Below are 21532 nucleotides of genomic sequence, written 5' to 3'. Positions count from 1 at the left end.
GTCCGCGTCGGTAGCCTGCTGAGCGTGGCGCTCTACCGCAAGTACCGACCGGCGACCTTCGCGGAGGTGGTGGGTCAGGAGCACGTCACCGAGCCGCTGTCGACCGCGCTGTCGGCGGGCCGCATCAACCACGCCTACCTGTTCTCGGGTCCGCGCGGCTGCGGGAAGACCTCGTCGGCACGCATCCTGGCCCGCTCGCTGAACTGCGTGCAGGGGCCCACGCCCACGCCGTGCGGCGTGTGCGACTCGTGTGTGGCACTGGCGCCCAACGGCCCGGGCAGCGTCGACGTGGTGGAACTCGACGCGGCCAGCCACGGCGGCGTGGACGACACCCGCGAGCTGCGTGACCGCGCCTTCTACGCCCCGGCGCACTCGCGCTACCGCATCTTCATCGTCGACGAAGCGCACATGGTCACCACCGCGGGCTTCAACGCGCTGCTCAAGATCGTCGAGGAGCCACCGGATCATTTGATCTTCGTGTTCGCGACCACCGAGCCGGAGAAGGTGCTGCCGACCATCCGCTCGCGGACGCACCACTACCCCTTCCGGCTGCTCGCGCCCAAGACGATGCGGACGCTGCTGGAACGGATCTGCGGCCAGGAGGGCGTGCAGGTCGACGACGTCGTCTACCCGCTGGTCATCCGCGCCGGCGGGGGATCACCGCGCGACACGCTGTCGGTGCTCGACCAGCTGCTCGCCGGCGCCGAGGGCAACCACGTGCAGTACGCCAGGGCGCTCGCGCTGCTCGGCGCCACCGACGTCGCCCTCATCGACGACGCCGTCGACGCGCTGGCCGCCGGTGACGCCGCCGCGCTGTTCGGCGCCGTCGAGGCGGTGATCGACGCCGGCCACGATCCGCGCCGGTTCGCCACCGACCTGCTGGAACGCTTCCGCGACCTGATCGTGCTGCAGGCGGTGCCCGACGCCGCCGCGCGCGGAGTCGTCGACGCGCCCGGTGACGTGCTGGAACGCATGCGCGAGCAGGCCGAGCGGCTGGGCACGGCGACGCTGACCCGGTTCGCCGAGGTGGTGCACGCCGGCCTCGGCGAGATGCGCGGTGCGACCGCGCCGCGACTGCTCCTCGAGGTGGTGTGTGCGCGGCTGCTGCTGCCGTCGGCCAGCGACACCGAGTCGGCGCTGCTGCAGCGGGTGGAGCGCATCGAGATGCGGCTCGACATGTCGATCCCGGCGGGCGAGGCGGCACCCGCCGCGGCCGCCCGCGCGGCCGCCCCTGCGCCGTCGCGACAGTTCGCCCGCAGGAGCGCGGCGCCGACGGCCGCGCCGACGCCGGCACCTGCGCCCACGCCGGTGCCCGAGCCGGAGCCCAAGCCCGAGCCGGTGTCGCTGCCCAAGCCGAAGCCCGAACCCGAGCCGAAGCCCGCGCCGGTGGTCACGTCACCCCCGCCGCTGCGGCCGCCCGCCGACCCGGTGGTCGAGGCGCCGCCGGTGGCGGTGCCCGGTGAACCGAACGCCGCCGCGGTGCGCTCCATGTGGCCGACCGTCCGGGAGAAGGTCCGCCAGCGCAGCCGCACCATCGACGTGATGCTCGCGGGCGCCATCGTGCGGACCGTCGACAAGGACACCCTGGTGCTCACCCACGAGTCGGCGCCGTTGGCGAAACGGCTTGTCGAGCAACGCAACTCCGACGTCATCCGCGACGCGCTCAAGGATGCGCTCGGGGTGGACTGGAAGATCCGCTGCGAGGTGGGTGCGCCGTCGGAGGCCCCCGTCCCCGCGAAGGCGGCGCAGCGCGAAGAGGACGACATGCTGTCCGAGGCGGTGCACGAAGAGGCCGGGCCGCGCCGCGACCCTGAGGAGGCCGCCCTGGAACTGCTGCAGAGCGAGTTGGGCGCCCGCCGCATCGACGGGGCCTGAGGCCGGGCCTCCTACGCGCTCCACCACGGGCGCAGCGGCAGCCCGCCGTCGCCGCCGGCGTTGTCGAGCTTCACCGCCAGCACCTGGTGCAGCTGAACGACATTGGTCTCGAAGCCCAGCCGTGAGCCGGCCATGTACAGTCCCCACACCTTGGCTGTTCCGAGCCCGACCTCCGCGACCGCCTCGTCCCAGTGCTCCACCAGGTTGCGGCACCAGTCACGCAGGGTGAGCGCGTAGTGGTGGCGCAGGTTCTCCTCGTGCACCACCTCGAGCCCGACGTCCTGGGCCTCGGTGATGATCCGGCCCGACCCGGTGAGCTCCCCGTCGGGGAACACATAGCGGTCGATGAACCCGCCCGCGGTCGCGCCGCTGCGGTTGTCGTGCCGGGTGATGCAGTGGTTGAGCAGCAACCCTCCGGTGCGCAACTTCGTCTGCAGGAAGCGGAAGTACGCCGGGTAGTTCTGCACCCCGATGTGCTCGGTCAGCCCGATCGACGACACCGCGTCGAAGCCGCTCTCCCGGACGTCGCGGTAGTCCCCGTGCCGGACCTCGGCCAGGTCGGTCAGGCCCTCTTCGGCGATCGCCTTCTGCGCCCAGGTGGCCTGTTCCTTCGACAGCGTCACCCCGATGGTCTTCACGCCGTGCCGGGCCGCGTACCGCACCATGCCGCCCCAGCCGCAGCCCACGTCGAGCAGCCGGTCGCCCGCACGCAGCCCCAGCTTCTCGAACACCAGCCGGTACTTGTTGTCCTGTGCCTCCTCCAGCGACGCGTCGGCGTCGGGGTAGCAGGCGCAGGTGTAGGTCATCGACGGCCCGAGCACCCACTCGTAGAAGGTGTTGGAGACGTCGTAGTGGTGGTGGATGGCCTCGGCGTCGCGATGCTTGCTGTGCCGCAGGCCCTCGGCGATCCGCCGCCAGCGCGGCAGCGCCTCCTGCGGCGGCGGGGAGATCGGCTTGAGGTGCTCGATACCGATCGAGCGGACGATCTGGGCCAGCACCCGCGCGGGCGGACGCTTGAAGTCCATCTTCTCGGCCAGCGCCTTCAGCAGGTCGTACGGGTCACCCGGGTGCACACCGAGCATGTCGAGGTCGCCGGCGATGTAGGCGCGGGCGAGACCGAGATCCCCCGGCGCCGTCGCCAGGTACGTCGTGCCGCGCGGGGTCTTGAGATCCAGCCCGAGTGAGGCGTCCGAAGGCCCGGCCACACTGCCGTCATAGGCACTGAACTTCAGCGGCAGGTGCCCCGCCGCGAAGATCTCCAGCACCTCGGCCAGCGTGAACTTCCGTTCGGGCGCCTGGTTCTTGAATGTGGTCATCGTCTTTCCACCGCCTTCGCATACAGATCCAGTAGACGTGAATCCGGGTCGTAGGTCTTCTTGACCGTCTTGTACGTTTCGCCGCCGTAGAGGTCGTCGAACTCCTCGGGCGTGTAGTAGGCGTCGGAGTACAGGGACTTGTGGCCGTCGAGTTCGCTCACTTTCCGTTCGATGAGTCTGTTGGTGTACCCATCCTCGGGTCCGACAGGCACCGAGGACCAGAATCCGACATTCACATACGTGTGATGCGCCTGGATCGGATAGAGCGGCCATCCGCCCTCGTCACGCAGCCGCAGGGGGCACAACCAGACCGGCTCGATCGGGACGTTGTCGAGGAACCAGCGCAGGAACTCCGCGGTGCGGCCGATCGGCACCTCGATGTCCTGCACCACCCGCTCGCGGGGCGGCCTGCCGTTGCGCTTCTCGATGCGGTCGGCGATGTCGAAACGCTGTTCGTAGCCGATCAGCTTCCAGTAGAAGCTGCTGCGCCGGAACCGCCGCGGCCACAGCCGCCGAATGCGGGGATTCTGTGCGCCGAACGCGCGCGAACACCAGAACCAGTCGGTGTCCCAGCGCCACAGGTAGTCGTGGATGGTCAGCCGGTCGTGCTTCTCACCGGCCGGGTGCTGGATCGAGCGGTAGTAGATGTCCTGGCCGGTGTAGTCGCTGACCGGTCCGGGTGTCGCGGTCCGGACGCCGACGCTCAGATAACCCTCGTCGGCGCTGAACACCACGCCGTCGAGGTAGTCGACGGGGTCGCCGTCCAGCCCGCCGGTCTCGACGATGCGGTCCATCGTCGAGACCAGCTCGTCGAGCGAGTCGAAGCGCAGGTGGCGCAGTGCGACGAACGGCTTGACCGGTTCGAGCTCGATCTTCAGCCGCACCGTGTAACCCAGCGTGCCGTAGGAGTTGGGGAACGTCCGGAAGAGGTCGGCGTGCTGGTCGGGCGTCGCGGTCAGCACCTCGCCGGTGCCGGTGAGGATGTCCATCTCGAGCACCGACTCGTGCGGCAGGCCGTTGCGGAACGACGCCGACTCGATGCCCAGCCCCGTCACCGCACCGCCGAGGGTGATCGTCTTCAGCTGCGGCACCACCAGCGGCGACAACCCGTAGGGCAGCGTGGCGGCGACCAGGTTCTCGTACGTGCACATGCCCGCCACGTCCGCCGTGCGGCGGTCGGGGTCGACGGCGATGACACCGGTCAGCCCCGACGTGTCGAGGCCCTTGGCGGTGCTCTCGGCGCGCTTGCGGAAGAGATTCGACGTGGCCTTGGCAAGCCGGACGGTGGCCGACGGCGGGATGGCTCGGTAACTGGCGAGAAGACGCTCTACACCGGCAGCGTGGGCGGCCTGTGCGTCGTTTGGGGCAACAGACACGCATATACGCTAGACCGCGGTCGCAGCCGATGCGACCGCGCCGGGCCGGGACGACCCCGCCGTTCTTCCACACGACTAGGAGATTTCACCGATGGGACAGGTCAGCGCGTCGAGCACGATCTTGATCAACGCCGACCAGGCGGAGGTGCTTCGCGCGGTCGCCGACTATCAGAACGTGCGCCCGAAGATCCTCTCCGACCACTACAGCGCCTACCGGGTGCTCGAGGGCGGGCAGGGCGCGGGCACCGTCGTCACCTGGAAACTGCAGGCCACCAAGTCCCGGGTGCGCGAGGTGAAGGCCGCCGTCGACGTGGCCGGCCACACCGTCATCGAGAAGGACGCCAACTCGACGCTGGTGACCAACTGGACCGTCGCCCCCGCGGGCCCCGGATCGTCGGTCACGGTCAAGACGTCCTGGACCGGCGCCGGCGGCGTCAAGGGATTCTTCGAGAAGACGTTCGCCCCGCTCGGGCTGAAGAAGATCCAGGCCGAGGTGCTGGAGAACCTGAAGAAGCAGGTCGAAGCCGGCGCCTAGGGGCTGTCGCCGGTGCGCTAGGTGACGCGCTGGGCCCCCAGGAACCCTGCGATGCCGCGCACCACGGCGTCGGCGTACTTCTGTCGGCCCTCCGGGCTCTTCATCAGCGCGGAGTCGGCCGGGTTCTTCATGTTGCCCAGTTCCACCAGGATCGACGGGTACTGCGCCAGGTTGAGCCCGGCGATGTCGGAGCGCGGGTTCAGGCCGCCGCTGCCGATGTAGGTCGCCGGCGGGATGCCAGAACCGGCCAGCTGGTCGCGCATCACCTGGGCGAACTGCACGGCCGGGCCGGACTGCGCCGCGTTCAGCGGCGGCGACGAGTACAGCACGTGGAACCCGCGCCCGGTCGGCGGCCCGCCGTCGGCGTGGATCGACACGATCGCGTTCGGCTTCAGCGCATTGGCCATCGCCGCGCGCTCGTCGACGCACGGGCCGAGGCCGGTGTCGTCGCCCCGCGACATCGCCGTCCGCACGCCGAGCGCGCTGAGCGCCTGGCGCACCCGCAGGGTGACCTCCCAGGTGAACGAGTGCTCGGCGTAGCCGTCCTCGGTCGACGTGCCGCTGGCCTGGCAGTCCTTGGTGCCGCCGCGGCCCGTCGGGACCTGGCGGCTGATCGACGAGTCGTTGGAGCCGTTGTGACCGGGATCGAGGAAGACGATCATGCCGGCGATGTTGGCGGGCACGGCGGCCGCCGGTGCGGCGGGGACGGACGCGGCGATCAGCATGGTGACGGCGACGGCGGCGCCCGATCTCAGGCCGGTCCGCAGGCCGACACGCAGGGTGGCAGGCACGGGCGCCACCGTAGCCGCCACGCCGTCTAGGCTTGAAGTCCAAACCGCCTCTTCCGGGCGAGAGCAACCAAGTCGAGACCTGCCCGCAATCAAGCCGACGCACCCGATTCAGCAGAGGGGACCAGAGATGCAACCCGGTGGCCAGCCCGACATGTCGGCGCTACTCGCGCAGGCGCAGCAGGTTCAGCAGCAGCTGATGGAGGCTCAGGAGGCGCTGGCCAACGCCGAGGTGCAGGGCCAGGCCGGCGGCGGCCTGGTGCAGGTCACCATGAAGGGCAGCGGCGAGGTCATCTCGGTGGCGATCGACCCCAAGGTCGTCGACCCCGACGACGTCGAGACGCTGCAGGACCTCGTGGTCGGCGCGATCGGCGACGCGGCCAAGCAGGTCACCATCCTGGCCCACGACCGGCTCGGGCCGCTCGCGGGCGGGATGGGCAACCTGGGCATCCCGGGGCTCTAGTTGTTTGAAGGCCCGGTCCAGGATCTGATCGACGAGCTGGGCAAGCTGCCCGGTATCGGGCCGAAGAGTGCGCAGCGGATCGCCTTCCACCTGCTGTCGGTCGAACCGCCCGACATCGACCGTCTGACGGCGGTGCTGAACCGGGTGCGCGACGGGGTCAAGTTCTGCGCCGTGTGCGGCAACGTCTCCGACGGCGACCGGTGCCGCATCTGCAGCGACCCGCGCCGGGACGCGTCGCTGGTGTGCGTCGTCGAGGAACCCAAGGACGTCCAGGCCGTCGAACGCACCCGTGAGTTCCGCGGCCGCTATCACGTGCTCGGCGGCGCGCTCGACCCGCTGTCGGGTGTCGGGCCCGAGCAACTGCGGATCCGTGAACTGCTCAACCGCATCGGCGAGCGGGTCGACGGCGTCGACGTCGCCGAGGTGATCATCGCCACCGACCCGAACACCGAGGGCGAGGCGACCGCCACCTATCTGGTGCGGATGCTGCGGGACATCCCCGGCCTGACGGTCACCCGCATCGCGTCCGGGCTGCCGATGGGCGGCGACCTCGAGTTCGCCGACGAGCTGACCCTCGGCCGGGCGCTGACCGGTCGCCGCGCGATGGCCTGAGCGGGTCAGCGCGTCAAGACCGCCGCGAGCGCGTCGTCGAGGATGTCCAGACCGGCGTTGAAGTCCGTGTCGGAGATCGTCAGGGGCGGGGCGATGCGGAAGATCCCGCCCATTCCGGGCAACTGGACGATGTTCATGTGCAGGCCGCGGTCGAGGCATTCGGCCGTCACCGTGGCGCCGAGGGCATCCGCCGGCGCCCTCGTGCTCTTGTCGGACACGAGTTCGATGCCCTGCAGCAGGCCGCGACCGCGGACGTCGCCGACCTGCTCGTAGCGGTCCCGCATCTCGGTCAGCCGGTCGGTGAGCTGCTTGCCGAGCGCGGCGGCCCGGGCGACCAGATCGTCACGCTCGACGACGTTCAGGACGGTCAGCGCGACCGCCGCGGCGAGCGGATCCGACACATGGGTGGTGAAGAACAGGAATCCCCGCTCGTGGCAAGTGTTCTCGATCTCCTCGGTGGTGACCACCGTGGCGACCGGGAGGCCGGCGCCGAGGGTCTTCGACAGCGTGAGCAGATCCGGCACGACGCCGTCGCGCTCGAACGCGTACATCGACCCGGTGCGGCCGATGCCGGTCTGCGCCTCGTCGGCGATCAGCAGCATGCCGCGCTCGTCGCAGTACTCCCGCAGCCGGCGCAGGTAGCCGGGCGGCGGTTCGATGATCCCGCCCGACGACAGGATCGGTTCGACCAGGCAGGCTGCGAGGCTGCCCGAGGACTGCGCGTCGACGACGCCGAACCCGTAGGCGAGTTCGGTCTCCCAGTCGTGGCTGCCGTCGGCCCGCCGGAACGGCGACCGGTACGCGTTGGGGGTGGGCAGCGTGAGGTTGCCCGGCATCGGCGGCCCGTAGCCGCGGCGACCCGCGCTGAACGTCGCCGACGCCGCACCCGACGTCATGCCGTGCCAGGACCGGTCGAACGAGACGATCTCGTATCCGCCGGTGTAGAGCTTGGCCATCTTGATCGCGGCCTCGTTGGACTCCGCGCCGGTGCTCAGCAGCATCACCTTCTCCAGTGGCGCGGGCAACGTGGACGCGAGCTTGGCGGACAACTCGACGACGGGTCCGCTGAGCATCCCGCTGTAGAGATGATCGAGTGTCGCGACCGCCGTGGACACCGCCGAGACGATGTCGGGATGTGAGTGGCCGAGCACCGAACTCATCTGTCCGGAGGTGAAGTCGAGGATGGCGTTGCCGTCGTCGTCGTAGACATGACTGCCGCTGGCGCGCTGGATGATCCGTGGCACGAACGCCGATCCGTAACGCACGACGTGTCGTTCGGCGTCCTGCCAGAACTGCTCCCGGTTCACCGGTCGATCCTCTCACCCGGCGGGCGGCCGTACTTGTCGGTGCCCGGGGGCACCATGGGCGCCATGACGGAGATCTTCCTCGGCGGTGAGGCGCTGGCCGCGGGCCACGCCACCCGGCAGTCGCTGCGCACCCACTATCGCGCCGTCCACCGCGGGGTCTATGTGTCGCGGGACGCGACGCTGACGCTGCGTGACCGGGCGGTCGCGGCCTGGCTGGCCTCCCGCCGCAAGGGTGCGGTGGCGGGCACGGCCGCCGCGGCACTGCACGGCGCCGCGTGGCTGGACGCCGACGCGCCGATCGAACTGCTCGACGCGACGTGTCAGGCGCAGCCGGGGCTATTGCCGCTCGCCGACCGGTTCGCCGACGACGAGGTCACGGCGATGACCGGGCTACCGGTCACCACCCGGGTGCGCACGGCGTTCGACATCGGGCGGCACGTCGACCGCCGCGAGGCGCTGGCCCGCCTGGACGCGCTGATGTGGAGTGAGCGCTATTCGGTCGCGGCGGTCGACGAGCTCATCGACCGGTATCCCCGGGCGCAGGGGGTGCGGCGGTTGCGCGCACTGCTGCCGCTGGTCGACGGGGGTGCGGCGACGCCGCGCGAGAGCAGGGTCCGGCTGTGGCTGATCGACGCGGGCTTCCCGGCGCCGGAGACGCAGATCGCTGTGGTGGAGAACGGCGAACCGGTGGCGTTCCTCGACATGGGCTGGCCCGAGTGCAAGGTCGCGGTGGACTGCGGCGCCGACGTCGCGAAGCTGCGGATGCTGCACGCGCTGGGCTGGGTCGTGGTGCCGGTCGCGAACGAGAACAGGCCGGTCGACTGGTTGGCGGCCGTCGAGGATGCGCTGGCGCGGCGCGGCTTCTTCGTCGAGACCAACGCGGCCTAGGCGCGCCGCGGCGCGGCCAGCCGTTCGCGCCGCAACTGCTCGACCTCGACGAGCGGCAGCGGCGGCAGGTCGCCGACCACGCGTGACAGCAGCAGGTCGGCGAGTTCGGGATTGCGGGCCAGGCAGGGCCCGTGCAGGTAGGTGGCGACCACGCTGCCCTGCACCGCCCCGTCGAAGCCGTCGCCGTCGCGGTTGCCCGCGCCCTTCTCGACGCGGGCCAGCGGCCGTGCGTCCGAGCCGAGAACTGTTCCGCCGCGGTGGTTCTCGAAACCGGTCAGCCGCTGCGACAGTCCGGGTAACAGCGGCTGGGACACCACCTCGCCGATCGTGCGGGCCTGCTGCGGCGAGGTCGTCACGTCGAGCATGCCGACGCCGTCCACCCGCTCACCCGACGAGGTCTCGTACCAGTGGCCGAGCACCTGGATGGCCGCGCAGATCGCCAGCACCGGCGCCCCGCGGGCCGCCGCCTGCTGCAGGCCGGGATGGCGAATCAGGTGCCGGGTGGCCAGCCGCTGCGCGTAGTCCTCCGCACCGCCGAGTGTGTAGAGGTCCAGCTGCGCGGGCACCGGGTCGGCCAGCGTGATCTCGACGACCTCGGCCTTGATTCCCCTGCGCCGCAACCGTTCCCGCAGCACCACGGAGTTGCCGCCATCGCCGTAGGTGCCCATCACGTCGGGCAGCACCAGCCCGATCCGCACGGTCGACTCAGGCACGGGCATCCTCGGGCAGGCGCGCAAGCACGCGGTTGAGTTGCAGGAAGGCCGTGTAGTTCGCGATCACCTCGACGTGTCCCGGCGGGCACGAGGCGATCGCCTTGACGGTGTCGTGAACCAGGGTGTGCCCGACGCCCGCATAGCCCAGCCGCACCGCCAGGTCGGTGCCGCGTTCCCCGGCGGCGACCACCTGGGTGTCCTCGAAGTGTTCGAAGCGCACGTCCCACAGCCACGACAGGTCCTCGCCGTCGGGCACCTGACCGTTCACCGAGATCACCACGCCCGCACCGTGTTTGTCGACCATCGACAGCGCCTCCTGCCAGCCGGCCGGGTTCTTGGCAAGCAGCACGCGAGCGGTGTGGTCGCCGAGGCGCACGGTGCGGTAGCGGCCCGCCACCTCGTCGACCTCCGACGCCGCCGCCACCGCAGCCGCGGGATCGGCGCCAAGCGCGACCGCCGCCGCCACCGCGTGAACGGCGTTGCCGCGGTTGACCGCGCCCGGGAGGGCCAGCGACATCGGCAGCGCGAGCCCGTCGGGCCCGTGGATGTGGGTGTCGTCGAACCACCACTGGGGCTCCGGCCGCTTGAAATCCATGCCGGTCGAATACCAGTGGGTGCCCTCGCGGACGATGACCTCGCCGGATCGCGGGCACGACACCGAGTCGTTCGCCCAGCTGCCGCCCGCGGCCACCCACACCACGTTCGGGCAGTCGTAGGCCGCCGAGGTCATCAGCACGTCGTCGCAGTTGGCCACCACCACGGTCGACGGGTGCCGCGCCAGCCCGGCGCGCAGCGTCCGCTCGATGTGGTTGATCTCGCCGACCCGGTCCAACTGGTCGCGCGACAGGTTCAGCAGCACGATCACCGCCGGATCCACCGCGTCGGCCACGTGCGGCACGTGCATCTCGTCGACCTCGAGCGCGGCGAGCGTGGCGTCGCGGGCCGCGGCCAGCGCCGCGACCAGCCCGGCGTCCATGTTGGCGCCCTCGGCGTTGGTCGCCACCGGTCCGAGAGTGCCCAGCGCGGCGGCGGTCATCCGGGTGGTGGTCGACTTGCCGTTCGTGCCGGTGATGACGACGCTGCGGCGGGCCTGCCCGAGTTGGCGCAGGATGGACCGGTCCAGCGTCATCGCGACCAGGCCGCCGATCATCGCCCCCGCGCCGCGACCGGTGACCCGCGACGCCCAGCGCGCCGCGGATCCCGCGCCGAGCGCAATTCGTCCGCGAGTGGTGACCATCCCCGGCATTTTAGGTGTCCGACACGCTGGGCCGCCGGGCGAGGGATGTCGGACCCCCGTGCCATCCTGGCCAGGTGAGCCAAACGCGCGCCGAATGTCGCCGGCCGAGCGGCTCTGATGCCGAATGTCGCCGGCCGAGCGGCTCCTGGGGCCGGCCCGCCGTGGAGGACGGATCCGGCTGGGCCGTCGTCGACGTGGAGACCTCGGGTTTCCAGCCCGGGCAGGCCCGCATCGTCAGCATCGCCGCACTCGCGGTCGGTGACGACGGCAACGTCGAGCGCAGCGTCGCGACGCTGCTGAACCCGGGCGTCGACCCCGGGCCGACGCACGTGCACGGCCTCACCGCCGAGATGCTGGAGGGGCAGCCGAGCTTCGGCGACGTGGTCGACGACGTGCGAGCCGTCCTCGCGGGCCGCACGCTGGTCGCGCACAACGTCGCCTTCGACTACTCGTTCCTGGCGGCGGAGGCCGAACTCGTCGGCGCCGAGCTGCCGGTGGACACCGTGATGTGCACCGTCGAGCTGGCCCGCCGGCTCGAACTCGGCACCGAGAACCTGCGCCTGGAGACGCTGGCCGCGCACTGGGGCGTGCCGCAGCTGCGGCCGCACGACGCCCTCGACGACGCACAGGTGCTCGCCCAGATACTCAAGCCGACCCTGGCGCGGGCCCGCGAGCGGAGAGCATGGCTGCCGGTGCGCCCGGCCACCCGGCGGCGCTGGCCCAACGGCCAGGTCACCCACGACGAGCTGCGGCCGCTGAAGATGCTCGCCTCCCGGCTGCCGTGCCCGTACGCCAACCCGGGCCGGTTCGTCGCCGGACGGCCGCTGGTGCAGGGCATGCGGGTCGGCCTGTCCGCCGAGGTGAAGCGCACCCACGAGGAATTGATCGAACGGATCGTGCACGCCGGGCTGTCCTACTCCGAGGCCGTCGACCTGGAGACGTCCCTGGTGATCTGCAACGAGGCCGAACCCGAGCAGGGCAAGGGGTACCACGCCCGCGACCTCGGCGTGCCCCTCGTCACCGACACCGAGTTCATGCGCTGCCTCGACGCGGTGGTCGGCGGCACCGGCATCGAGGAGTTCGCCGCCGCCACGCCCACCGGCGAGCAGTTCGCCCTGTTCTGATCAAGCGGCGGCGTTGCGGCTGCGCCATTCCCGTGGCGAGGCCCCGTGCGTTCGGCGGAAAGCCCTGCTGAAGTAGGCCGCGTCCGGCATCCCGACCCGGCGGCCGATCTCCTGGATAGGCAGGTCGGTGTTCGCAAGCAGCGTGCGCGCCTCGGTCATCCGGCGGTCGAGGATCCAGTCCTGCACCGTGCGTCCCGTGCGGCGGCGCACGACCGTGGTGAGGTGCCCGGCGGTCAGGTTCACTTCGCGCGCCACGTCGCGCAGCGACAGCGGCTCGCCGATGTGCCGCTCGATCACCGCGAACACGTCGGCCAGCAGCGGCTCACCGCTGCGCCGCAGGTCGCCCACCACGTCGTCGGCCAGGCGGGCGACGTCGATCAGCAGCAGCGTCAACTCGGCCAGCGCCGCCTGCCGGTATCCGGGCTGCCGGACGGCCAGCTCGGACTCGATGGACGCGATCGCGGCGTCCCAGCGCGGCCTGCGACCGGCGGGCACGTGCAACCGCATGAGCCCGCCGCGCTGGCCGTGCAGGAAGGGGAACAGCAGGGGATGTGACCGCCAGGTCGGCCATGGCGAGCCGGCATCCTCGCCCAGCGCCGATGCGTCGAAGAAGATGCCGATACCGTCGCCGTCGCGGTGCACCTGCAGCGGGTCGACGGCCGCGCCTGCCGCCACGACGTAGAGAGCGCCGGTCGCCGGGAGGTACCAGAGCACCGGGAAGTCGTGGATGTGCCTGCGGTGCTCGACGACGTCGCCGTCGGTGAGACGGACCACCGACAGCGGCGGGGTGCTGTCGGCGGCCGGATAGGCGTACACGGGCACCCCGTCGCGGTGACGGATCAAACGCGACGGCATAAGACGAAGATAATCCAAGTTTCAGCGATGATCGGGGCAACACCGCTATGCGCACCGGGATCACGATGGTCAGATGACGAAAGATCGGTCAATCGACTACGTGCCCGCCGCAGGACGCGACGCGTTCCTGCCGGGGTACGACCTGCTCACCCGGGTGCTCGGCATGCGGCCGGCCTACCGCGCGCTCATCGACCAGGCCGGGCTCGCCGACGGCCAGCAGATCCTCGAGATCGGCTGCGGCACCGGCAATGTGACCGTCAGCGCGAAACGGTCACATCCCGGCGTGCAGTTCACCGGATCCGACCCTGATCCCCGTGCCCTCGACCGGGCCCGCCGAAAGGCCCGCGGGCTGAGCGGAATCCGCTTCGAACGCGGCTATGCGCAGCGGCTGCCGTACCCCGACGGCAGCTTCGACCGGGTGCTGTCGTCGATGATGCTGCACCATCTCGACGAGGACACCAAGGCACAGGCTGCCGCCGAGGCGTTCCGCGTGCTGCGGCCCGGCGGCAGCCTGCACGTCGTCGACATCGTCGGCCACCCGCACGGCCACGGCGGCGCGATCCCACAGCTGCTGAGCTCAGCGGGGTTCGACGTCGACGAGGTGGGCAGCCACCGGCTGCGGCTGTTCGGGCAGGTGAAGCGCTACCGCGCCGTTCGATCCCCGGCCTGACCCATTGTGTGCACTACATGTGTAGTGGTAGCCTCGCTGCATGACCACTACACATGTAGTACACCGACCGACGCTTCTCGATGCCTACCGCAGGCGCGGCTACTTCTACCGGGAGGCGGCGATGCTGACCATCGGGATGGGCGTCGTGCTGCACCTGTTCCGGGTGCTGTTCGGCGACGACCTGACGCTGCAGTACGTCCTGACCAGAACGACCGACATGGCGCTGCTCGTCCCGATGATCTATGCCGCGGTGACCGGCATCCTGGTGTGGCGCCGCGTCGATTTCGCCAACCGGCCGCACAGGGTGTTCTTCACCTGGGCGCTGGTCTATATCGTGCTGAGCGTGCCGCTGCACGTCTATTTCGGTGTCGTGAAGAACGACGTCGCCTTCTACTTCGAGTTCTTCCCGATGTGGTTCAGCTATCTCCTGTTCCCCTTCTACGCCGCGATGCTGACCATGTTCTGGCGACTTCGCGTCCGGAACTGATGCCCGCCAACCCCGAACGACGGACCCAGATCCTCGACGCCGCGATCGCCATCCTGGCCGACACGGGCGTCGGGGGTCTGACGCACCGCCAGGTCGACACCCGCAGCGGCGTCCCGGCGGGCACCACCTCCAATTACTTCCGGAGCAGACTGGCACTGCTCGAGGCGGTGACGGCCCACGTGGCGGAGTTGCACTGGCAGCGGGTGGGCGTATTGCAGGAAATGGTCGGTCGCCAGCGGAGTCCCGAAGGCGTCCTCGCGTTGCTGACCCGGATGATCACCGACCCCGACGAGCATGCGCGTCAGGTGAACGTCGCCCGGTTCGAGCTGTTCCTCGAGGGCACACGCCGGCCGGAACTGCATCGGGCGCTCGCCGACATCCAGGCCGCCGCGCTGAAGTCGGCGGGCCTCATCCTCGAAGCCGCGGGACACCACCCGTCCGCCGAACAGGTGGGCGAATTGGCGCGCCTGCTCAACGGCCTCGCGTTCAGCAACGCGACGTTCACCGCCGCACAGCCCGGCGCCCAGGATCCGGGCGGCCTGACCGACCGGATCCTGCGCGCGGTCTTCGGTTAGCGGGCCGCCCGGTTGACGGCCGACACCACCGCACGCAGCGATGCCGTGGTGATCGACGTCGCGATCCCGACGCCCCACACGGTCCTGCCGCCCACCGACGCCTCGACGTATGCGGCGGCCTGGGCCTCCTCGCCTGCCGAGAGGGCGTGCTCGGAGTAGTCCAGCACGGACACGTCGAAGCCGATGGCGCCCAGGGCGTCGACGAACGCGGCGAGCGGACCGTTGCCCGCGCCGACGATCTCGCGCTCTTCGCCGTCGACCTTCACCACCGCGACGATGGTGTCGGTGCCGCCGTCGACCTCGGCCGCGTCGACCCGCTGGCGGATTCGCTCCAGCGGCCGGATCGGTGCCAGGTACTCCTCGGAGAAGACGTCCCACATCTCCTTGGGCGACACCTCACCGCCCTCGCCGTCGGTGATCTTCTGGATCGCCTGGCTGAATTCGATCTGCAGCCGGCGCGGTAGCACCAGGCCGCGGTCGGCCTTCATGATGTAGGCGACGCCGCCCTTGCCGGACTGCGAGTTCACCCGGATGACGGCCTCGTAGGTGCGGCCGACGTCCTTGGGGTCGATCGGCAGGTACGGGACCTGCCAGAGGATGTCGTCGACATCGGCGTCCTGCTCGTCCGCCGAGACCTTCATCGCGTCCAGGCCCTTGTTGATCGCGTCCTGGTGGCTGCCGGAGAACGCGGTGTAGACCAGATCGCCGCCGTAGGGGTGGCGCTCGTGGACGGGCAACTGGTTGCAGTACTCGACGGTGCGCCGGATCTCGTCGATGTTGGAAAAGTCGATCTGAGGGTCGACACCGCGGCTGAACAGGTTGAGCCCCAGCGTCACCAGACACACGTTGCCGGTCCGCTCGCCGTTGCCGAACAGGCAGCCCTCGATACGGTCGGCACCGGCCTGATAACCCAACTCTGCTGCGGCGACGGCCGTTCCGCGGTCGTTGTGCGGGTGCAGGCTCAGGATGATCGAGTCCCGGCGGGCCAGGTTGCGGCTCATCCACTCGATCGAGTCGGCGTACACGTTGGGGGTGGCCATCTCGACGGTGGCGGGCAGATTGACGATCAGCGGCGCCTCGGGCGTGGGCGCGATGATGTCGGCGACGGCGTCACACACCTCCTTGGCGTACTCGAGTTCGGTGCCGGTGTAGGACTCCGGGCTGTACTCGAACCGCCAGTGCGTGCCGGGGTACTTCGCGGCTTCCTCGACACACATCCGGGCGCCGTCGGTCGCGATCGCCTTGACGGCCTCGCGGTCGGCGCGGAACACCACGCGGCGCTGCAGGATCGACGTCGAGTTGTAGAAGTGCACGATCGCCCGGGGTGCGCCGGCGCAGGCTTCGAACGTGCGCTTGATCAGCTCGGGCCGGCACTGCGTCAGCACCTGGATGGTGACGTCGTCGGGCACCGCGCCCTGCTCGATGATCTCGCGGACGAAGTCGAAGTCGGTCTGGCTGGCCGACGGGAAGCCGACCTCGATCTCCTTGTAGCCCATCCGCACCAGCAGCTCGAACATGCGCCGTTTGCGGGCCGGGCTCATCGGGTCGATCAGCGCCTGATTGCCGTCGCGCAGGTCCACCGCGCACCACATCGGCGCGGTGCTGACGACCTTGTCGGGCCAGGTGCGGTCGGGCACCGTGACGGGTTCGACCTCGTCGGCGAAGCTGCGGTACCGGCTGACCGGCATCGACGTTGCGCGCTGGGTGTTCCAGGCGGGCTGGCCGGGGTGTGGGTCACCGGCGGGGGTGTGAATGGTGCGTACCGAACTGAAGCCGTCGGCGGATTGTGCAGTGTTCATGTGATCGCTCCGGGAGTGTGAAGGGGACTCGACCGGCGCATCACGAAACACCCGCGACGAGAAGCCGGTCTGGTCAGACCCCGTCGCGGCGTCCGAGAAGGAGCACCCGCTGCACGGGGGCAACCTTACTCCGGCGGCGCCGGACGGCAAAACGTCGGCTCGGCGTGCGGCTACACCTGCGAGTCGGGGAAGGCGATCACCGACAGGAAGCGGATCGGCAGCTCGACCAGGTCGACCGGACCGTGCGCCCCCTCGCCGTCGATCTGCAGCGAGTCCCCCCGCTGCATCCGGTACACCGACCTGCTGTGGCTGTAATCCATCACGCCTTCGAGCATGTAGATGAACTCGGTGCCCGGATGCTGGAACAGCGGGTAGGTCCGGCTCTTCTCCGACAGCGTCACGTGCAGGCATTCGAGCCGCTTGTGCTCACCGCGCAGCGACCCGAGCAGCTCGTAGTCGTGGCCCTCCTTGGTGCCGTTGCGCACGATGTGCGCGCCGGTGCCCGCCCTGACGAACGCAGCGGGCCGTTCCACGTCGGCGCCGCGGAACAGGCTGGTGACCGGCACGTCGAAGCCCTTGGCCAGCAGCGCCAGGGTCGACAGGCTGCAGGAGGTCTGGGCGTTCTCGATCTTGCTCAGCATCGCCTTGGAGATGCCGACGCGGGTGGCCATGTCAGCGACGGTGAGGCCGTGCTGCAACCGCAGTTGACGCACGTTGCGCCCGATCGCCGCCTCGAACTCGACCTCTTCCACCGAATCTTGTGGATTGCGGTCGCGCGCGGTGCCGGCCTTGTTCCGCAGCAGCGGAACGTCGTCGTCAGCGGGGCTCACGGGTTCCCTGTCTAGCGCATCTCGCCGGCGCCGACGTACGGGTACGGCGTCTTGAGCAGGTCGCCGTCGTCGAACCGCGACAACCGGAAGTCGGACTCGGGGATGCGGGCGTCGGCGCTGCGTCCGTCGATCACCAGGTCGGCGACCAGCCGGCCCACCGCCGGAGCGATCTTGAACCCGTGTCCGCTGAATCCTGCGGCGACGAACAGCCCGGTCACGCCGGTCGCGGAGATCACCGGGTTCCAGTCCGGGGTGACGTCGTAGCAGCCGGCGTAGCTGCCGGTGATCGCCGCGGCGGTGAAGCCGGGGAAGCGGGTGCCGACCTTCTGGACCGTGAGGTCGACGAACTCGTCGGTGGCCCGGTTGAGGTATCGGTCCGGGTCGGCTTCCGCGACATCAGCGAGGTCGCTGTTGCCGAACAGCACGTCGCCACCGGTCTCGGGGCGGATGTACTGCAGCGACACCAGGTCGGAGAACACGGGCAGGCCTGCCGTCGGCACTCCCGGCGAGATCAGCACGATCTGCTCGCGCACCACGCGGATCGGTACGTCGATTCGGTACGGCGCCAGGAACGGGCGTGTCCACGCGCCGGTGGCGACCACCACCGACGGCGCGTGGATCTCGGTGCCGTCGGCGGTGCGGACGCCGGTGATCCGGTCGCCGTCGACGAGCAGGTCCATCACGGGTGTGCCCTGCCGGACCCGGACACCGGCGGCACGCGCGGAGACGGCGAATGCCTGCGCGGTCTGATAGGCGTCGCCGTACCCGCCGCGGGGCTCCCAGCCGAACGCCGCGAACGGCGTGAGGTCGGCGTACGGCCACATGCGCGCCACCTCGGCCGCGTCGATCTCCTCGGTCTGAACCCCGACGGCGCGCTGTGCGGCAAGGCTGGCGCGCATCGCGTCGACGTTCTGTTCGCCGACGCCGACGACGTAGCCGCTCTGCCGGAACCCGATGTCCGCCGCGTGGTCACCGAGGAACTGCTGCGACTTCTCGAACACCTCGAGCCCGACGGTCGCCATCGCGGCCAGTGAGCTGACGCCGTAGTGGCAGCGCACGATGCCGCTGGACTTGCCGGTCATCCCCGAACCGACCGTGTTGCGTTCGGCGACAACGACATCGGTGACCCCGCGCTGCGCGAGTGCCCAGGCGGCCGCGGCGCCTTCGATGCCGCCGCCGACGATGACGACGTCAGCGGTATCGGTCATGTGCCGGGGATCCAGTTGGTGCCGGCCAGCGGCACCCGCGCCATCGCGGCGGCCTCGATGGTGACGGCCACGAGGTCCTCGGGTTCCAGGTGGCACACGTGCGCCTTGCCGCAGGCCCGCGCGATCGTCTGGGCCTCCATGGTCAGCACCCGCAGGTAGTTGGCCAGCCGCCGGCCGCCCTCGACGGGATCGAACCGTGCCGCCAGCTCCGGGTCCTGCGTGCTGATGCCTGCCGGGTCGGTGCCGTCCTGGAAGTCGTCGAAGAAACCCGCTGCGCTGCCCAGCTTCTCGTACTCCGCGGCGTAGCGCGGATGGTTGTCGCCGAGTGCGATCAGCGCGGCGGTGCCGATCGCCACCGCGTCGGCGCCCAGCGCCAGTGCCTTGGCCACGTCGGCGCCGGTGCGGATGCCACCGGAGACGATGAGCTGCACCTTGCGGTGCACGCCCAGTTCCGTGAGCGCTTGCACCGCTTGCGGCAGCGCGGCCAGCGTCGGCACGCCGACGTGTTCGATGAACACCTCCTGAGTGGCGGCGGTGCCGCCCTGCATGCCGTCGACCACCACCACGTCGGCGCCGGCGTGCACCGCGAGCTTGACGTCGTAGTAGGTGCGGGTGGCGCCGACCTTGACGTAGATCGGCTTCTCCCAGTCGGTGAGCTCGCGCAGCTCGTTGATCTTGATGGTGAGGTCATCAGGGCCCGTCCAGTCCGGGTGCCTGCACGCCGAACGCTGGTCGATGCCCTGCGGCAGGGTGCGCATGCCTGCGACGCGCTCGGAGATCTTCTGTCCCAGCAGCATTCCACCGCCGCCGGGTTTGGCGCCCTGGCCGAGCACCACCTCGATCGCGTCCGCACGACGCAGGTCGTCGGGGTTCATGCCGTAGCGCGACGGAAGGTACTGGTACACCAGGTGCTTGCTCTGGCCGCGTTCCTCGGGCGTCATGCCGCCGTCACCGGTGGTCGTCGACGTCCCTGCCTCGCTGGCGCCGCGGCCCAACGCCTCCTTGGCCGGACCCGAAAGCGCGCCGAACGACATGCCCGCGATGGTGACCGGAATGCTCAGGTGCAGCGGGTGTTTCGCGTGCCGGCCGCCGAGCACCACGTCGGTGTCGCACCGTTCGCGGTAGCCCTCGAGCGGGTAGCGCGACATCGAGGCGCCGAGGAACAGCAGGTCGTCGAAGTGCGGGAGCGGGCGTTTGGCGCCCCAGCCCCGGATGTCGTAGACGCCGGTCTCGGCGGCCCGCTGGATCGCGGCGATGGTGGCGCGGTCGAAGGTGGCCGACTCGCGAAGGCCCCGTTGTGCCGGGTCAAGGGTCATCAGTAGCTCGCTGCGTTGTCGACGTGGAAGTGGTACAGGCTCCGGGCGGATCCGTAGCGGGTGTAGGACGAGGTGTCGTCGTCTTCGAACCCGGCCGCCTTGAGTAGTGCGCCGAGTTCCTCGTGGTGTTCGGCGCGCATCTCCTTGGCGACGCAGTCCGCACCCAGTGATGCGACGTCGCCGCGGACGTAGAGGCGGGCCTCGTAGATGGAGTCGCCGAGTGCCTCGCCGGCGTCGCCGCGCACCACCAGCCGGCCGGCCTGGGCCATGAATGCGCTCATGTGGCCGATGTCGCCGCCCACCACGATGTCCACCCCCTTCATCGAGATGCCGCACCGCGCAGCGGCATTGCCCTCGATCACCAGCAGGCCGCCGTGCGCGGTGGCGCCTGCGGACTGCGAGGCGTCACCCTTCACCCACACGGTGCCGCTCATCATGTTCTCCGCGACGCCGGTGCCCGCGCTGCCGTCGATGACGACGTCGGCGCGCTGGTTCATCCCGGCCGGGTAGTAGCCGACGTGGCCGTTGACCGTCACGCGGACGGGCGCGTCGAGGCCGACGGCCACGTTGTGCGCACCGGCCGGGTGGTCGATGACGAACTCCCCGTCCAGGCCCGGCGCGTGCAGAGCGGCGTTGACCTCCCGCAGTGCGGTCTCGCGCAGGTCCCAGTGCACTAGCGCTGCCATGCGTAGACGACCTCCGGTTCGGGTTCCCAGATCGCGGCGTGCCCGACGCCGGGCAGGCCGGACAGCGCGCGGTACTCGCTGGCCATCGCGACCCAGTCCGACGTCTCGGCGATGACGGCGGGCTTGCAGGCGATGGCGTCGCGCACCACGGCGAACGAGTCCGAGTTGGACACCAGCAGTGTGTAGAACCCGTCGAAGCGGGTGCACAGTTCCTTCAGCGCGGTCTCGACGTCACGGCCTGCGGCCAGTTGCGCCGCGACGAACCGCGCGCCCACCTCGGTGTCGTTCTCACTGTCGAATTCGACTCCGGCGGCACGGAGTTCACGTCTGATGGTGGCGTGGTTGGCGAACGACCCGTTGTGCACCAGGCACTGGTCGGGGCCGACGGCGTAGGGGTGCGCACCCGAGGGCGTCACGGCCGATTCGGTGGCCATCCTGGTGTGCCCGACGCCCTGCCAGCCCTGCGCCGTCGCCAGTCCCCACGACTCGGCGAGGGTGCGCGGATGCCCGACGCCCTTGAGCACGGCCAGGTCGTCGCCGAAGCCCGCGACCAGTGCGTCGGGCAGCGCCGCCCGCACCCTGGTGAGCAGGGTGGTCGCGTCGGCCTCACCGGACACCAGGTAGGTGTCGTCGAGCACGGTGACCGTCACCTGCGGGCCCAGCGCCGCGCGCACCGTGTCGGCGGAGGCGTCGACGCCGAGCAGTGAGACGCACGACCGGCCCGGCGGCGTCCAGGCCGGGTCGCCGTACACCGCCACGCCGGCCGAATCGCTTCCGCGATCGGCCATCTCGCACAGCATCCCGGTGAGCAGTTCGCCCAACCGCGGGTACAGCGCTGGGTTGCGCAGGTGCAACCCGACGATTCCGCACAT

22 protein-coding genes are annotated in these 21532 nt (G+C 70.3%); 9 read left to right on the top strand and 13 right to left on the bottom strand.

Features of this window, described 5'->3' with window-relative positions; all coding sequences use genetic code 11:
* Window positions 1–24 precede the first annotated feature (24 nt).
* Window positions 25–1875, top strand: a complete 1851-nt coding sequence (locus O6P37_RS23215; RefSeq protein WP_269896296.1) for a DNA polymerase III subunits gamma/tau — start codon at window positions 25–27, stop codon at window positions 1873–1875.
* An 11-nt stretch (window positions 1876–1886) separates the two neighbouring features.
* Here O6P37_RS23215 and O6P37_RS23210 read toward each other — a convergent pair whose 3' ends face one another.
* Both O6P37_RS23210 and O6P37_RS23205 read right to left on the bottom strand, forming a co-directional pair.
* Entirely contained in the window at window positions 1887–3191 is a 1305-nt protein-coding gene (locus tag O6P37_RS23210; RefSeq protein ID WP_269896295.1) for a class I SAM-dependent methyltransferase, read from the bottom strand.
* Entirely contained in the window at window positions 3188–4567 is a 1380-nt protein-coding gene (locus O6P37_RS23205) for an FAD-binding oxidoreductase (protein WP_269896294.1), read from the bottom strand. Before O6P37_RS23205 ends, O6P37_RS23210 begins: the two co-directional genes overlap by 4 nt.
* 91 nt (window positions 4568–4658) lie before the next feature.
* Between O6P37_RS23205 and O6P37_RS23200 the strand changes: the two genes are divergently transcribed.
* Window positions 4659–5102, top strand: a complete 444-nt coding sequence (locus tag O6P37_RS23200) for an SRPBCC family protein (RefSeq protein WP_269896293.1) — start codon at window positions 4659–4661, stop codon at window positions 5100–5102.
* Between the two features lie 17 nt (window positions 5103–5119).
* Here the strand turns inward: O6P37_RS23200 and O6P37_RS23195 are convergent, their stop codons facing one another.
* Window positions 5120–5827 (bottom strand): Rv3717 family N-acetylmuramoyl-L-alanine amidase, encoded by a 708-nt coding sequence (locus tag O6P37_RS23195; protein WP_269896393.1) that lies wholly within the window; start codon window positions 5825–5827, stop codon window positions 5120–5122.
* 193 nt (window positions 5828–6020) lie between these two features.
* On the opposite strand from O6P37_RS23195, the gene O6P37_RS23190 reads away from it, so the two are divergent.
* On the top strand, window positions 6021–6353 hold the full coding sequence (locus O6P37_RS23190) for a YbaB/EbfC family nucleoid-associated protein (RefSeq protein ID WP_364983018.1): 333 nt from the start codon (window positions 6021–6023) through the stop codon (window positions 6351–6353).
* The gene (gene recR / locus O6P37_RS23185) at window positions 6354–6965 is read left to right on the top strand and encodes a recombination mediator RecR (RefSeq protein WP_269896292.1); all 612 of its coding nucleotides are present in this window, start codon (window positions 6354–6356) and stop codon (window positions 6963–6965) included.
* A gap of 5 nt (window positions 6966–6970) precedes the next feature.
* On the opposite strand, the gene O6P37_RS23180 is transcribed toward recR, so the two are convergent.
* Window positions 6971–8272 (bottom strand): aspartate aminotransferase family protein, encoded by a 1302-nt coding sequence (locus O6P37_RS23180; RefSeq protein WP_269896291.1) that lies wholly within the window; start codon window positions 8270–8272, stop codon window positions 6971–6973.
* 63 nt (window positions 8273–8335) lie between these two features.
* Here O6P37_RS23180 and O6P37_RS23175 point away from each other — a divergent pair, with 63 nt between their 5' ends.
* Window positions 8336–9160, top strand: a complete 825-nt coding sequence (locus O6P37_RS23175; RefSeq protein WP_269896290.1) for a hypothetical protein — start codon at window positions 8336–8338, stop codon at window positions 9158–9160.
* On the opposite strand, the gene O6P37_RS23170 is transcribed toward O6P37_RS23175, so the two are convergent.
* Both O6P37_RS23170 and O6P37_RS23165 read right to left on the bottom strand, forming a co-directional pair.
* A complete protein-coding gene (locus O6P37_RS23170) occupies window positions 9157–9879 on the bottom strand; it encodes a type 1 glutamine amidotransferase (RefSeq protein WP_269896289.1) in 723 nt (240 codons plus the stop codon). The genes O6P37_RS23175 and O6P37_RS23170 overlap by 4 nt on opposite strands.
* Window positions 9866–11110, bottom strand: coding sequence for a Mur ligase family protein (locus O6P37_RS23165; RefSeq protein ID WP_269896288.1), 1245 nt, complete (start codon window positions 11108–11110; stop codon window positions 9866–9868). The genes O6P37_RS23170 and O6P37_RS23165 overlap by 14 nt, the downstream gene beginning before the upstream one ends.
* 74 nt (window positions 11111–11184) lie before the next feature.
* Between O6P37_RS23165 and O6P37_RS23160 the strand changes: the two genes are divergently transcribed.
* Window positions 11185–12234, top strand: coding sequence for a DEDDh family exonuclease (locus O6P37_RS23160; RefSeq protein ID WP_269896287.1), 1050 nt, complete (start codon window positions 11185–11187; stop codon window positions 12232–12234).
* On the opposite strand, the gene O6P37_RS23155 is transcribed toward O6P37_RS23160, so the two are convergent.
* Window positions 12235–13089: a helix-turn-helix transcriptional regulator gene (locus O6P37_RS23155; protein WP_269896286.1), complete on the bottom strand. Its 855-nt coding sequence runs from the start codon at window positions 13087–13089 to the stop codon at window positions 12235–12237.
* Between the two features lie 73 nt (window positions 13090–13162).
* Here O6P37_RS23155 and O6P37_RS23150 point away from each other — a divergent pair, with 73 nt between their 5' ends.
* The 3 genes from O6P37_RS23150 to O6P37_RS23140 are packed head-to-tail and all read left to right on the top strand — an operon-like array spanning window position 13163 to window position 14821.
* Entirely contained in the window at window positions 13163–13759 is a 597-nt protein-coding gene (locus O6P37_RS23150; protein WP_269896285.1) for a class I SAM-dependent methyltransferase, read from the top strand.
* Between the two features lie 40 nt (window positions 13760–13799).
* Window positions 13800–14246 (top strand): hypothetical protein, encoded by a 447-nt coding sequence (locus O6P37_RS23145; RefSeq protein WP_269896284.1) that lies wholly within the window; start codon window positions 13800–13802, stop codon window positions 14244–14246.
* A complete protein-coding gene (locus O6P37_RS23140; protein WP_269896283.1) occupies window positions 14246–14821 on the top strand; it encodes a TetR/AcrR family transcriptional regulator in 576 nt (191 codons plus the stop codon). The genes O6P37_RS23145 and O6P37_RS23140 overlap by 1 nt, the downstream gene beginning before the upstream one ends.
* Here the strand turns inward: O6P37_RS23140 and leuA are convergent.
* The 6 genes from leuA to O6P37_RS23110 form a co-directional block, all read right to left on the bottom strand.
* Complete coding sequence (gene leuA / locus O6P37_RS23135; protein WP_269896282.1) at window positions 14818–16620, bottom strand: 2-isopropylmalate synthase; 1803 nt, start codon at window positions 16618–16620, stop codon at window positions 14818–14820. The two genes, O6P37_RS23140 and leuA, sit on opposite strands and share 4 nt — an antisense overlap.
* Before the next feature lie 170 nt (window positions 16621–16790).
* Window positions 16791–17450: a helix-turn-helix domain-containing protein gene (locus O6P37_RS23130; RefSeq protein WP_269896281.1), complete on the bottom strand. Its 660-nt coding sequence runs from the start codon at window positions 17448–17450 to the stop codon at window positions 16791–16793.
* Window positions 17451–17461: 11 nt separating this feature from the next.
* Window positions 17462–18658, bottom strand: a complete 1197-nt coding sequence (locus O6P37_RS23125) for an NAD(P)/FAD-dependent oxidoreductase (protein WP_269896280.1) — start codon at window positions 18656–18658, stop codon at window positions 17462–17464.
* On the bottom strand, window positions 18655–19974 hold the full coding sequence (locus O6P37_RS23120) for an FMN-binding glutamate synthase family protein (RefSeq protein WP_269896279.1): 1320 nt from the start codon (window positions 19972–19974) through the stop codon (window positions 18655–18657). Before O6P37_RS23120 ends, O6P37_RS23125 begins: the two co-directional genes overlap by 4 nt.
* Complete coding sequence (locus tag O6P37_RS23115; protein WP_269896278.1) at window positions 19974–20660, bottom strand: protein glxC; 687 nt, start codon at window positions 20658–20660, stop codon at window positions 19974–19976. Before O6P37_RS23115 ends, O6P37_RS23120 begins: the two co-directional genes overlap by 1 nt.
* Complete coding sequence (locus tag O6P37_RS23110; RefSeq protein WP_269896277.1) at window positions 20648–21532, bottom strand: class II glutamine amidotransferase domain-containing protein; 885 nt, start codon at window positions 21530–21532, stop codon at window positions 20648–20650. Before O6P37_RS23110 ends, O6P37_RS23115 begins: the two co-directional genes overlap by 13 nt.

The organism is Mycobacterium hippophais (assembly GCF_027529605.1).
GTDB classification, from domain to species: Bacteria; Actinomycetota; Actinomycetes; order Mycobacteriales; family Mycobacteriaceae; genus Mycobacterium; species Mycobacterium arseniciresistens.
Note: the sequence above shows the minus strand (reverse complement) of the source record. Positions and strands in the feature narration are given on the sequence as shown.

Bases quoted from the DNA above. Each gene is read 5' to 3' on its own strand.
- O6P37_RS23210 (WP_269896295.1), bottom strand. From the start codon at position 3,191: ATGACCACATTCAAGAACCAGGCGCCCGAACGGAAGTTCACGCTGGCC.
- O6P37_RS23200 (WP_269896293.1), top strand. From the start codon at position 4,659: ATGGGACAGGTCAGCGCGTCGAGCACGATCTTGATCAACGCCGACCAG.
- O6P37_RS23195 (WP_269896393.1), bottom strand. From the start codon at position 5,827: ATGCTGATCGCCGCGTCCGTCCCCGCCGCACCGGCGGCCGCCGTGCCC.
- O6P37_RS23190 (WP_364983018.1), top strand. From the start codon at position 6,021: ATGCAACCCGGTGGCCAGCCCGACATGTCGGCGCTACTCGCGCAGGCG.
- O6P37_RS23175 (WP_269896290.1), top strand. From the start codon at position 8,336: ATGACGGAGATCTTCCTCGGCGGTGAGGCGCTGGCCGCGGGCCACGCC.
- O6P37_RS23170 (WP_269896289.1), bottom strand. From the start codon at position 9,879: ATGCCCGTGCCTGAGTCGACCGTGCGGATCGGGCTGGTGCTGCCCGAC.
- O6P37_RS23165 (WP_269896288.1), bottom strand. From the start codon at position 11,110: ATGGTCACCACTCGCGGACGAATTGCGCTCGGCGCGGGATCCGCGGCG.
- O6P37_RS23155 (WP_269896286.1), bottom strand. From the start codon at position 13,089: ATGCCGTCGCGTTTGATCCGTCACCGCGACGGGGTGCCCGTGTACGCC.
- O6P37_RS23150 (WP_269896285.1), top strand. From the start codon at position 13,163: ATGACGAAAGATCGGTCAATCGACTACGTGCCCGCCGCAGGACGCGAC.
- O6P37_RS23145 (WP_269896284.1), top strand. From the start codon at position 13,800: ATGACCACTACACATGTAGTACACCGACCGACGCTTCTCGATGCCTAC.
- O6P37_RS23140 (WP_269896283.1), top strand. From the start codon at position 14,246: ATGCCCGCCAACCCCGAACGACGGACCCAGATCCTCGACGCCGCGATC.
- leuA (WP_269896282.1), bottom strand. From the start codon at position 16,620: ATGAACACTGCACAATCCGCCGACGGCTTCAGTTCGGTACGCACCATT.
- O6P37_RS23125 (WP_269896280.1), bottom strand. From the start codon at position 18,658: ATGACCGATACCGCTGACGTCGTCATCGTCGGCGGCGGCATCGAAGGC.
- O6P37_RS23120 (WP_269896279.1), bottom strand. From the start codon at position 19,974: ATGACCCTTGACCCGGCACAACGGGGCCTTCGCGAGTCGGCCACCTTC.
- O6P37_RS23115 (WP_269896278.1), bottom strand. From the start codon at position 20,660: ATGGCAGCGCTAGTGCACTGGGACCTGCGCGAGACCGCACTGCGGGAG.
- O6P37_RS23110 (WP_269896277.1), bottom strand. From the start codon at position 21,532: ATGTGCGGAATCGTCGGGTTGCACCTGCGCAACCCAGCGCTGTACCCG.